Below are 12,358 nucleotides of genomic sequence, written 5' to 3' on the forward strand. Positions count from 1 at the left end.
TGCTTTTAGAATACGAGGTTAAGAGTCGCACCGTAGTTTCTAGTAGGAGGAAGTGCTTCAATTTCCCTTCCGATCTGGCTTGTTCCGAACACGTTAGCTTCAGGATCGGCAAACGGGTTGTCAGACGGCAGGAACATGAAGAGGTTACGTCCAACCAGGGAAAGTGATGCCCTGTTGATGAACCCGATCTTAGAGATCAAAGCTTTGGGGAAATCATAGGCAAGGGAGATCTCACGTACTTTTACAAAAGATGCGTCTCTGACAAAGTTCTCAGCATACGATCTGTAGTTATAGTAGTAGTAGTCAAAAGCTCCACCTGGCTCATCGATCTTGGTTGTGTTAGCTTCAAACACACCGTCAGATACTTCCTGAACTGAGTTAGGATATACGAACGGCTGTCTGTTGTTATAAGCAGTCAGCGCAGCACCACCGGTGAAGGTGAGTGTAGAACCTGTTCCTGAATAGAATACGTTTCCGCCCCTGGCTTCCACCACAGCGGCAAGCGTTACACCTTTGAATGAAAGGCTGGTGTTGAAGCCAACGATGTACTTAGGCGCAACCTGACCCAGGTTCTTGTTTTGCTGGCTTGCGATGGGTAAGCCATCCTCATTAACAATAACTCTTCCCTGAGGATCTCTTTCGTAACCAGTTCCGTACAATACAGGGAACGGCTGGCCAACAATTACACGGGGTACAGGGTTACCGCTGCCCAGTGAAAGTTCTTTGGAATCTTTATACAGGGAAACCACTTTACTTTTGTTGTAGGAGTAGTTAACACCCAGATTCCATTGCAGTCCATTGGAGAGGTTAAGGATCTGTGTGTTCAATGCCAACTCGATACCGTTGTTGTCCATCTCACCAGCGTTAATGGTAGCTGAAGAGAATCCGGTTGTTGAAGTGATCGGTACGGCAAAGATCTGGTCTGTACTTACTGTCTTGTAGATAGTAGCGTCCAGGTTGATCCTGTCATTGAAGAAAGCAAGCTCGGTTCCTACTTCATAAGAAGTTGTGAACTCAGGACTCAGTGTAGCAGACTGCACAGTGTTGCCCAGGGTGTACCCGGCCAGACCACCGTACGGGAATCCGTAAGATGTTTCAGTGCTTGTAGTGCTCTCAACCTGGAATACGGTTGCCAGTTGGTAAGGATTGGTGTCTTTACCTACTTTAGCAACACCACCCCTGATCTTACCAGAGCTGAGGATGTTATTGCCGCGCAGTGTGGGTATTGCCTCGGTGAACACCAAGCTCAGGTTAGCGCTGGGATAGAAGTAAGAATTCTTGTTGGTCGGAAGCGTAGAAGAATGATCATTGCGTCCGGTAAGGTTCAAAGTAACAAAGTTTTTGTAACCCACGGTGATGTCAGCGACATAACCATAAACCCTTTGTTTCTCCAGTCTCTCATCGACAGTGGCTTCGCCGAGTCTGTTTGAGATGTTATAAAGACCTGGGATAACGAGGGCATTGGCGCTTTGACTGATGTACCTGTAATCACGCTGACGGATGCTGTTGATCAGGATCGCCTGCGTGGTGAAGTCGCCGAAGTTCTTTTTAAAAGTGAACAACAGATCGGAAGTAAATTCCCTTACAGTGTGCGAGGCATCTGTTACAGAACCCGGATCATCTGATGGACGATCGTAGGCAGTGGTATAAGATACCTTTGCCCTGGTTGTTTTACGCTGATCGGTGTAAACATCGGTACCGAGCCTGTAGGTTACATCGAGCCATTTGGCCGGTGAGTAAACAGCCTCAATGTTTCCCTGGATCCTATCCAGCACACTCTTGTACCGGTTGTTATCAATGGTCCAGTAAGGGTTCTCGTAATAACCATTGAAGTATCCGTTGGGTGTGGCGAATTTATTATTCCTCCAGTCTTTATAATCCGTAAGACGGATGCTGGAAGGTGTATTCATAACAAGGTCAACGATATCCGTTGTAGGCGTAACGTCCTGGATGTTCCTGTTATAAGAAACGTTTGCCCTGGCAGTTAATTTGTCGCTTAGCTTGGTAGTACCATTGAAACGAACGTTGTTGCGTTTAAACTCATCTTTAGGAACAATACCTTTTACGTTAACATTGGCAGCTGAGATAAAGAAAGAGCTTTTCTGATCGCCACCTGAAAAAGACACGTTGTTCTGAAAAGTAGTACCTGTTTCGTAGAAATCACGGATGTGATTCTTCTTATCGCTATAAATGATCTCCTGGCGGGACCCATCACTTAACGTAGATCCTACGGGACGTGTAGAGCCATCATAGGCAGGGCCCCAGCTGGTATTCTCGTAAGGAACGTATGTATTGAGGTCATATCCCTGACCAAACTGGTGCTGAAATTTGGGCATGAACATCACATCCTGCATGGTGTAAGAGGTTGTGTAGCTCACTTCTGATTTCCTTCCCTGCTTTACAACATCCTTACCACTTTTTGTAGTGATAATAATAGCACCGTTAGAAGCTCTCGATCCGTAGAGCGCAGCAGCCGAGGGGCCTTTCAGAATTGTCACTGACTGAATATCGTCAGGGTTGATATCACCGACGCGGTTACCAACGTCTACCTGTGAAGCAGATGTAGATGAAGGCTGGAACTGTGTGTTATCAACGGGAATACCATCAATTACATATAAAGGCTGGGCATCACCGGTGAAAGAACGGCTTCCGCGCATGGTAACACGGCTGGCTGAGTTAACACCGCTGGAGGTCTGAACGATCTGCAGACCTGCTACTTTACCTGCCATACCATTGATGAAGTTGTTGCTTCTGCCCCTGGTCAGCTCTTCTGAACCAACGCTCTCGTACGAATAACCGATCTCATCCGGTTTCCTTACAACACCCATCGCAGTAACAACCACCTCCGTCAATTGCTTGACGTCGGCAGACATTGTCAGGTCAACTGTAGTTCTTGTTCCGATCTCAACTTCCTGGCTTTCAAGACCAATAAAGGAGAAGATCAACGTGCCGCCTGATGCAGGCACTAACAAAGAATAACGGCCATCGACATCGGTAGCCGTACCATTACTTGTTCCTTTCAGAACAATGTTCACTCCAGGAAGTGGTGATCCATCCTCAACGGAAGTCACCCTACCCGAGACCGTCCTATCCTGAGCCCATGACTCGCTGCTAGCGAGCGCGAACACCGCTGTTAAGCAGAATAGTAGAATTCTCTTCATACGTAATTTTAGGTTAATGAATGTTTAAACTTAGGGCTCAAACTTATAATAAAATTTTAATGTGCAGAACGTCTCTAACACAAAAGATTATATTTATTACATGAGAAATATCACCCAAACAACGGTATGGATAACATCTAATGTCACTTGAAATTTTTTTTTGATTTTCGGGAACTAAAACATTTTTACCGTTCATCACTTGATAACTTTCTTAAGAGGCATCGGATTTGCGTTGGTTATCAGGGTGTTTAGAGCTGTTGCTCATGAAAGCGGCACAACGTCAACAACAGCTCGTGTAAGGCCAAATTTTATTTGTTTAAATTTTTCCCATTAAAAAAATGACGCGATAAAATTTTGCAAAAACGTGATAGCGCAGACGTTAATGGAAGTCGGTGAGACTGAAACGATAAAAAAATGTTACAAACGCGGTGATAAACGGTCAGATCATCTGAATGAGATCAGCGTACTATTTTAAATTCTATCCGACGGTTTTGCTGACGTCCGTCTTCTGTAGCATTGTCTGCAATTGGTTGATCAGGACCGTAACCTTTGGTGGTGAGCCTTTTTTGATCCAGGCCATTTTCCACCAGGTACTGATATACAGATTTCGCGCGTTTTTCAGAAAGCTGTTTGTTATAGGTGGCCGAACCTGAGTTATCGGTATGCCCACTGATCTCCACTTTCAGGTTTGGATTATCGAGCAGGAACTTCGAGATCTTCTGCAATTCGGTTTTCGATTTGTCTTTCAGCTCATATTTATCCACGTCGAAAAAGATATTTTTCAGCACGGCAATGGTACCCTCCTTCGCTTTTTCAAGGTCAATGTTCAGCGTAATGGGCTCGAAGTTGCTCACCTCCGAATAATTGAAGTTCAGGCTCTGGAACAGGTAATTCTTCTTATTCACATACAACGCGTATTCTGCGCCCTGGGTGAGCACGATGAGGTACTGCCCCGTCACAGAATCAGACTCCACCAGCGACTCCATCTCATTCTTTTCAAGATTGAAGAGCTCGATCTTCGCCAGCAGGGGCTCGCGGGTGGCCTTATCGCGCACAACGCCCTTCACATAATTGCTTTTGAATTTGATCTGGTGCTCTTCGGGGATCTCCACTTCGTAGATGTAGCTCACCGAATAACCCGAAGGCCGCGTCTCTTCGTGCGAGTAATAACCTTTCTTTCCATCAGCGGTGATAAACAGCGAGAACTGGTCTTCATGATTGTTGATGGGGCTGCCGATGTTCACCGGCGCATTCCACCCCCGTGCTGTGTCGCGCTCCGTAAAGAACAGATCGTAACCACCAAAACCTGTAAGCCCGTTGGAGGCAAAATACAACGTGCGGTTGTTCACATGGATAAAGGGCGAGATCTCGTCATACACAGTATTGATCGGTTTGCCTGCATTCTTCGCCCGGGTCCACTCTCCTTTATCGTTTTGTGTCGATACCCAAATATCCCTTCTGCCCAGTCCTCCGCGGCGGTCCGAAACAAAGTACAGTGTTCTTCCGTCGGCCGACAGTGAGGGTTGCGACTCCCATTCGGCGCTGTTCACGGCAGGCCCCAGGTTGCGTGGCGCTGTCCATTGGTTTCCGATCTTACGGCTTTCAAAAAGATCGCAGCTTCCATAACCTTCGCGCCCCACGCAGGATGTGAAGATCAGCTTGCGGCCATCCGCGGAAATAGTACAGGTGCCTTCGTTGAGCCTGGTGTTGATATTGTCAGAAATGGATTGAGGTGCCATCCACCGGCCCTTTGCATTCTTTTGTGTGATCACGAGGTCTTCATCATCGTTGGCTCCGCCCCCCAGCCTGCGCGTGAAGATCAGTGCCTGCTGGTCGGCAGTGAGCACGGGAAAATATTGAAGCACAAAACTGTTAACGGTATCGCTGAGCTTCTTCTGCTTGTAGGCGGACGCAGCTTCTCTGTTTTCTTTGGCAAACCTGATGTTGCGCAGCAGGAGGTTGGCCCTTTCTATCTTCTGCCTGTTGGCTACCTCCTCTTTCAGGAACGAAGAAATGAATTGTTCCGCTTTGTCATAATCCCCCAGGGTAAAATAACTTTCACCGAGGTCGTACCAGAATACCTTTTGTTTTTTCGGATCGTTTGTGAGACTGAGGCCTTTCTCCAGGTATTTATTCGCCTGTTGAAAATCTTTCAACGAGAGGTACACGATACCTAACCGGTACCATGCCTCCACGAACTCCTTGTCTTTGTCAAGGGCTTGTGTGAGCAGGTTAATGGCCTGAGAGAACTGTCCCCGCACCCTGAAGTTGTCTGCCTCCGTATAGAGCTCGATGGCCTTTTTTGATTTTGTGCTCAGGTTGGTCTGCGCAACGGCCTGGAACGCCACAAAGGCGAGGAGAATAAATAGGATCCGGATCATGTTCGAAAGCTATAAAACAATCTGCGATACATCAATTTCGGGACCATCAAATTCAAGCATGGCGTTGATGAGCTTGAAGGTCTGGAACGAGGGCAGGTCGGCCACCGTGATCTCTTCCTCCGCGATGGTTCCATTATCGATGAGCTTCTGCCGCATGGTGCCCTTGAGCAGCGCCGACCACGGTGTATACCATTCGCCGTCCCGCTTCAATACGATGTTCGCGAAAGACGAATCGGTGACGTGGCGTTTCTTCACGATCAGGATATCGTCACAATCTTCCCGCAAGGCAAATAATTTTTCTATGTTTTTGCGGTCTTTGTATTTAAACTCGTAATTGATGCGGTCATGCTCCACCACACGCAACGACCTGATCGGCTTCGGCTCATAGGGAACGAACTCTACTTCCTTGGTCATCTCGTCATACACGATCCTGCATTTAAAAACGCCTTGTGACGGGACCTGAAGCTCCTGCAAAAAATGCTCGAGATTGAGATCTTCGTCCACACCACATAACGCATTGAGCGACCTGATCATGCGCTGCTCATGATAAAATAAATTGCAAAACCGGCCGTCGACCACTTTGATGGATTCAATCAAGAGGGACATAGATCTTATCGATTACTTCCTGGTATTCTTTTTCAAGTTCACTTTGTGTTGTAATGCCTCCGCCGCTTCGGTAGTACATATTGTTGCCCTGCTGCTCAATAAAACGGATCATCACACCGCTATCAAAATTCTGCCCATCAAAGATGCCGGCCACACCGGTATAATATCCGCGGTCTTCGCCTTCGGCATGCCGAATTATCTCCACAGTCCTGGCCTTGGGAGCGCCGCTCACGGAGCCGGCAGGCAGCAGGTTTACGATGAGGGTTCCCAACTGATCCAGGTAACTGTGTTCCATCTCGCCCGTGATCTCCGAGCTCACCTGCAGCAGCACTTTGCCGTTGGTCCTGAGCTCATCAATATACCGGAAACGGGTTACTCGCACGTTGCCTGCCACACGGCTCAGGTCATTCCTGATCAGGTCTACGATCGTAACGTGCTCCGCCAGCTCTTTAACATCGTGCAGGATCTTTTCCCGCGCCTGCGGAATGGCCGCGTCGATGGTGCCTTTCATGGGATAGGAAAAGATGCTGCCATTACGAATCTGAACAAAGATCTCCGGCGAGAATACCAGAAAGCTGTTATCCATCAGCAATTTGTACCTGGCCTGGCTGATGTGGAAGAGCTCGCGCAGGGGCAGGTTGATATCGAGGGCGGTACGAACGGTAAGGTTGGTGAGATACGAATCACCGTATTCGAGATGCCGGACCACCTCGCTGAACTTGTTCCTGAACTCATCCAGCGAGAGGGGAAATTTTTGAAACGCGAGATCCCGTTTGTTTACCTCCTTCGCGGGAACATTAGTCACACCGTTGAAATTGTACATCAGCTTTGCAGGGTCGATCTCAGACAACCTGAACGCCAGTGGCTTCTTCATCTCAAAATCCACCAGAAACAAAAAAGGGATGCGCTGGCTTCCCCATTCATTCAACGTGCTGGTAAATTCATCTATGGACATTAATTGAAATTTAAGATTTGAAGTTCAGTCTGGTTGCCAGTTGCCGGTTACCAGATAGCCGGTTGGTGCAGACACGCTTCAATGGTTCAGACCTCTGATTCACTTTTCAGGAAGAACATCAACCTTGATGCATAGTACTACCCTGAACCGGTAACCGGCAACCGGCAACTGTACAAACGCGGTCTATGGAATGTTCATATACTTATGAATCTGCAGCGAAACCTCCCACTTCGGATTGGCTTTCACATACTCGATGATAAGCGGAAGCATCTCCTTTTCTTTAGACCACTCCGGCTGAAGGTACAGCCTGCACTGCTTCGAAACTTTTGCTGCAAAATCTTCCGCCCAACCGAGATCGCTTTTATTGAAGACGATGACCTTGAGCTCGTTTGCTTTTTCAAAGATGGAGGGATGCGGCGCTTTGAATTTCTTCGGCGAGAAGCACACCCAGTCCCACGTGCCTGTGAGCGGATACACACCCGACGTCTCGATATGGGTTCTCATACCGGCATCTCTCAGCGCCCGGGTGAGCAGCGTGAGGTCATACATCACCGGCTCACCTCCTGTGATCACGGCAATGGGCGACCCGCTAGCGGCAGCCTTCTCTGCGATGTCTGAAATTTGAACCTGTGGGTGAGCAGCGGCGTCCCACGATTCTTTCACATCACACCACACGCAGCCTACATCACAACCTCCAAGCCGTATAAAATAGGCTGCCGAGCCCTGGTAGAATCCTTCACCCTGAATGGTGTAGAAATCTTCCATTACGGGAAGGGTATTGATCGAAATGGTATCTGTTGCTTTCACGGTTTTCAATTCTAATCGCAGATTTCAAATTTCCCGAAGGCCGCTCTAAAATTGTCAATCTGAGATCGTAAATCTGAAATCATCAGGGGTTACGCAGCTCCGTGGCGCGCAGTGTGTTCAGCAATAAAGAAGCGATGGTCATGGGCCCCACACCTCCGGGAACAGGCGTGATGTATGATGCTTTACGCGATACATTCTTGAAATCTACATCCCCTTTGATGGCCCAGCCTTTGGGATACTCAGGACCTTCTACACGTGTGGTGCCGATATCGATCACAACAGCGCCTTCTTTTACCATGTCGGCCGTGACGAGGCCGGGTTTGCCAACAGCCACCAGCAGAATATCTGCCGCGCGGGTAAAGCTCGAAAGGTCTTTGGTGTATTTGTGGCAGATGGTGACGGTGGCATGGGCTTGCTCCGTGAGCATCATACTCAGGGGAGCGCCGGCAATACGGCTTGCGCCAACCACCACAGCGTGTTTGCCTTCAGTCTCGATATTGTAACGCCGCAGCAGCTCCATCACACCAAAAGGGGTGGCGGGCATCAGCAGCGGGTTCTTCGAAATAATGCTGCCGAAATTGTGATTGGTAAAACCATCAACATCTTTGTCGGAGCGGATCTTCTCGGTGATCCTTTCAACCGAAATGTGTGGCGGCAACGGAAGCTGTACGATGAATCCGTCCACATCGTCGTCGTTGTTCACGTGGTCGATGTGTTTCATGAGCTTCTCTTCGCTGATGGTATCGGCAAAGCGCATCATGGTATAATGGAATCCCACCGACTTGCAGGCCTTCACCTTGTTGTCGACATATGTCTGGCTGGCGCCATCGTCGCCTACAAGAATAATGGCCAGGTGCGGGATCTTCTTGTTCTGCTGTTTACGCAGCGCAACTTTCTGGGAGATCTCGTTCTTGATATCGGTGGATACCTTGCGGCCATCGATGAGGGTGTATGCAGCGGTTTGAGTCAGCTCTGACATTCTTCAGTTGGTGTTTATTCAAAATACAGTTCCCGCAGTCCCGATAATTATCGGGATCGCTGATAAACGCAGATCATTTGCAAACATATCTGCTTACATCTGCGGAATCAGCGGGAGATGGCATTTAGTCAATTTTAAGCACGGCCATGAAGGCTTCCTGAGGAACTTCCACGGTTCCGATCTGGCGCATGCGTTTCTTACCTTTCTTCTGTTTTTCCAGGAGCTTGCGCTTACGGGAGATATCACCGCCGTAACATTTCGCGAGCACGTTCTTGCGAATGGCGCTGATGGTCTCGCGGGCTACGATCTTCTGCCCGATGGCGGCCTGAATGGCTACCTCGAACATGTGACGAGGAATGAGCTCCTTCAGTTTTTCACAAAGCTTACGTCCCCACTCCTGCGCTTTGCCCCTGTGCACGATGGCGCTCAACGCATCCACCCTGTCGCCGTTCAGCATTACATCAAGCTTCACCATGTCTGATTCACGGAAGCCGATGAGGTGATAATCGAGCGAAGCATAACCGCGCGAAATGCTTTTCAGCTTATCGAAGAAGTCGAACACGATCTCCGCCAAAGGCATCTCGAACGTGAGCTCCACGCGGTCGGTAGTAAGATAATTCTGGTTCTTGATCACGCCGCGTTTGTCCATACACAGGCTGATGATAGGGCCGATGTATTCTGCTTTGGAGATGATCTGTGCTTTGATATAAGGTTCTTCGATGCGCTCTGTTTTGGTAACGTCCGGCATCTCCGAGGGGGCGTTGATATCCTGTACGGTGCCATCGGTGAGGTATGCCTTGAACTGAACCGAGGGAACAGTGGTGATCACCGTCATGTTGAACTCACGTTCGAGGCGCTCCTGGATGATCTCCATGTGCAGCATGCCAAGGAAACCGCAGCGGAATCCGAAGCCAAGCGCGGCGGAAGTTTCAGGCTCCCATACCAGCGAGGCATCATTGAGCTGAAGCTTCTCCATGGAAGCACGGAGCTCTTCAAATTCCGAGGTCTCCACGGGATAGATACCCGCAAACACCATCGGCTTCACGTTTTCGAAACCTTTGATGGCCTCACCTTCCTGGCCGGGATGGGTGATGGTATCCCCTACTTTTACTTCTTTGGCAACCTTGATACCGGAGATCAGATAACCCACGTTACCAACACCGATCTCGTTGCGCGGTTGTTTCTCCAGCTTGAGCACTCCGATCTCATCGGCGTTGTATTCCTGGCCGGTGCTCACAAACTTCACCTTCTCACCTTTGCGGATGGTGCCATTGATCACACGGAAATATACTTCGATGCCCCTGAACGAGTTGAAAACAGAGTCGAAGATCATGGCCTGAAGCGGGGCTTTTGGATCACCCTTCGGAGGTTTGATCCTGTTTACAACAGCTTTCAGGATATCTTCGATGCCGATGCCTTCCTTGGCGCTGGCGCGGATCACATCTTCGCGTTTGCAGCCGATCAGGTCTACGATCTCGTCAGTCACTTCCTCAGGCATGGCATGCGGAAGGTCTATTTTATTCATCACAGGGATGATCTCGAGGTCGTGCTCCAGGGCCAGGTAAAGGTTGGAAATGGTCTGGGCTTCAATCCCCTGGCTGGCATCCACGATCAGCAGGGCGCCTTCGCAGGCGGCGATGGACCGCGATACTTCGTAAGAAAAGTCCACGTGGCCGGGGGTATCGATCAGGTTCAGAATATATTCCTTGCCATCCAGCTTATAGTTCATCTGGATCGCATGGGCCTTGATGGTGATGCCTTTTTCGCGCTCCAGGTCCATATTATCAAGCACCTGCGCCTGCATCTGGCGGTTGGTCAAGGTGCCGGTAAACTCCAGCAGCCTGTCTGCCAGGGTACTTTTACCGTGGTCGATATGAGCGATTATGCAAAAATTGCGGATGTTTTCCATACCCCGTCTGTAGTCCTCTAAATGTGGACTGCAAAAGTATGAATTTTTGACCGTTGGAAGGGGGAAATGTTAAGAATTCGGAGGGAGGAATTGGAATCTGGAGGCCAGGAGCCCAGAAGTCAGGAGCCAGGAGAAGGAGTAAGAATTAAGAAGTAAGGAGTAAGGGGTGGTTGGCTTCGGAAGCGGTGGTAAACCAGTTTGATCGCTGCGCCCTGCATAAACAAAAAGGGTCCGTAAGGAACCCTTTTTTAATCTGTAACCGATTGCAATATTTAAATACCTCAGTTTTTATACACAACCCCTTCTTTCATCACGAAGGATACCTTTTCGAGGGTTTTGATGTTGGTGAGCGGGTTCTCGTCTGAAGCGACAATATCGGCAAGCTTGCCGGCCTCCAGTGTGCCGACTTTATCGGTGATGCCAAGGATGCCGGCGTTGACTACCGTTGCCGACTTGATCGCTTCCATCGGGGGCATGCCAGCCTCTACCATAAAAGTAAACTCTTTGGCATTGTCGCCGTGAGGAAACACACCTGCATCGGTTCCGAACGCGATCTTCACGCCACGTTTGTAAGCCTTTCTGAAGGTTTCCTGGATCTGGGGGCCGATCTCCAGGGCTTTGGGTACTACGAGCGGATGATAGTAGCCGGGCACTTTCGCCTGGTCGGCCACAAACCTTCCTGCGGTGATGGTGGGCACATAGAAGGTGCCTTTCTGCTTCATGAGGTCCATCACTTCTTCAGTCATCTTGGTGCCATGCTCAATGGTGGTAATACCTGCCAGCACGGCCCGTTTCATACCTTCTGTGCCGTGAGCATGCGCGGCGGTGTGCATGCCATAGTCTTTGGCGGTCTCGATCACCGCTTTCAGCTCTTCATCGGTGAACTGCGGGCCCGATCCGTCTTTCGCCAGGCTGAGCACGCCTCCCGTAGCCGTGATCTTGATCAGGTCTGAACCGTCTTTGTAACGCTGGCGAACGGCCTGCCTTGCTTCTTCGGGCGAGTTGATCACACCTTCACGCGGTCCGGGGTCACCCATCAGGTCTTTCCGGTAGCTGTTGGTAGGGTCAGCGTGCCCACCCGTAGTGGCGATGGACTTGCCTGCCGTAAAGATGCGCGGCCCGACTACGATACCCTGGTTCACGGCATTGCGCAGGGCAATGTTCACACCGGAGCCACCGAGGTCGCGCACCGTGGTAAAACCGGCCATCAATGTTTTTTTGGCGAACAACGTTGAACGGAACGCAACGTCAGCATCGTTCAGGGTGAAGCGCTGCAGATTCTGATCCTTGTTGGTCTCGTTCTCCAGGTGCACGTGCATATCGATGAACCCGGGCATCACCGTCTTCTGGCTCAGGTCTATCAGCTTGTCATCAGCGCCGGGTTTTGCAAAACCTTTCTGAATGGCGGTGATCTTGTTGCCTTCAATAATGATGCTCATTTGTGGCTGCGCTTCGTTCGATTTGCCATCGATCAGGTTGCCGCAATGCACCAGTGTTCTTTGCCCGTGGGCGTAAGAGATCATGGCCAGCGCCGCCAGCAGCAGGTAAATTTTTTTCATA

The 12,358-nt window shown here is 49.6% G+C and carries 8 protein-coding genes; all 8 read right to left on the reverse strand.

All coding sequences use genetic code 11. The features are described from left to right. Positions 1–5: 5 nt before the first annotated feature. The gene (locus tag KK083_RS23815) at positions 6–3,161 is read right to left on the reverse strand and encodes a SusC/RagA family TonB-linked outer membrane protein (RefSeq protein WP_254168191.1); all 3,156 of its coding nucleotides are present in this window, start codon (positions 3,159–3,161) and stop codon (positions 6–8) included. A gap of 458 nt (positions 3,162–3,619) precedes the next feature. Beyond that, positions 3,620–5,542 (reverse strand): OmpA family protein, encoded by a 1,923-nt coding sequence (locus KK083_RS23820; RefSeq protein WP_254168193.1) that lies wholly within the window; start codon positions 5,540–5,542, stop codon positions 3,620–3,622. Between the two features lie 9 nt (positions 5,543–5,551). Further along, positions 5,552–6,148: an aminotransferase class IV gene (locus KK083_RS23825; RefSeq protein ID WP_254168195.1), complete on the reverse strand. Its 597-nt coding sequence runs from the start codon at positions 6,146–6,148 to the stop codon at positions 5,552–5,554. Further along, positions 6,132–7,103, reverse strand: a complete 972-nt coding sequence (locus KK083_RS23830) for an aminodeoxychorismate synthase component I (protein ID WP_254168197.1) — start codon at positions 7,101–7,103, stop codon at positions 6,132–6,134. Before KK083_RS23830 ends, KK083_RS23825 begins: the two co-directional genes overlap by 17 nt. 183 nt (positions 7,104–7,286) lie before the next feature. Beyond that, positions 7,287–7,868 (reverse strand): 7-carboxy-7-deazaguanine synthase QueE, encoded by a 582-nt coding sequence (locus tag KK083_RS23835; protein ID WP_254168269.1) that lies wholly within the window; start codon positions 7,866–7,868, stop codon positions 7,287–7,289. Positions 7,869–7,992: 124 nt separating this feature from the next. After that, on the reverse strand, positions 7,993–8,889 hold the full coding sequence (locus KK083_RS23840; protein WP_254168199.1) for a bifunctional 5,10-methylenetetrahydrofolate dehydrogenase/5,10-methenyltetrahydrofolate cyclohydrolase: 897 nt from the start codon (positions 8,887–8,889) through the stop codon (positions 7,993–7,995). Positions 8,890–9,013: 124 nt separating this feature from the next. Further along, positions 9,014–10,798 carry a translation elongation factor 4 gene (gene lepA / locus KK083_RS23845; protein ID WP_254168201.1) on the reverse strand — a complete coding sequence of 595 codons (1,785 nt, stop codon included), beginning with the start codon at positions 10,796–10,798 and terminating at the stop codon, positions 9,014–9,016. 281 nt (positions 10,799–11,079) lie between these two features. After that, positions 11,080–12,357: a metal-dependent hydrolase family protein gene (locus tag KK083_RS23850; protein ID WP_254168203.1), complete on the reverse strand. Its 1,278-nt coding sequence runs from the start codon at positions 12,355–12,357 to the stop codon at positions 11,080–11,082. Position 12,358 lies beyond the last annotated feature (1 nt).

This window comes from Chryseosolibacter histidinae (assembly GCF_018598225.1).
In the GTDB taxonomy this organism is placed as follows: Bacteria; Bacteroidota; Bacteroidia; order Cytophagales; family Cyclobacteriaceae; genus Chryseosolibacter; species Chryseosolibacter histidini.

What these genes read in the sequence shown, in the direction of transcription:
- KK083_RS23815 (WP_254168191.1), bottom strand. Translation starts at nt 3,161, where the DNA reads ATGAAGAGAATTCTACTATTCTGCTTAACAGCGGTGTTCGCGCTCGCT.
- KK083_RS23820 (WP_254168193.1), bottom strand. Translation starts at nt 5,542, where the DNA reads ATGATCCGGATCCTATTTATTCTCCTCGCCTTTGTGGCGTTCCAGGCC.
- KK083_RS23825 (WP_254168195.1), bottom strand. Translation starts at nt 6,148, where the DNA reads ATGTCCCTCTTGATTGAATCCATCAAAGTGGTCGACGGCCGGTTTTGC.
- KK083_RS23830 (WP_254168197.1), bottom strand. Translation starts at nt 7,103, where the DNA reads ATGTCCATAGATGAATTTACCAGCACGTTGAATGAATGGGGAAGCCAG.
- KK083_RS23835 (WP_254168269.1), bottom strand. Translation starts at nt 7,868, where the DNA reads ATGGAAGATTTCTACACCATTCAGGGTGAAGGATTCTACCAGGGCTCG.
- KK083_RS23840 (WP_254168199.1), bottom strand. Translation starts at nt 8,889, where the DNA reads ATGTCAGAGCTGACTCAAACCGCTGCATACACCCTCATCGATGGCCGC.
- lepA (WP_254168201.1), bottom strand. Translation starts at nt 10,798, where the DNA reads ATGGAAAACATCCGCAATTTTTGCATAATCGCTCATATCGACCACGGT.
- KK083_RS23850 (WP_254168203.1), bottom strand. Translation starts at nt 12,357, where the DNA reads ATGAAAAAAATTTACCTGCTGCTGGCGGCGCTGGCCATGATCTCTTAC.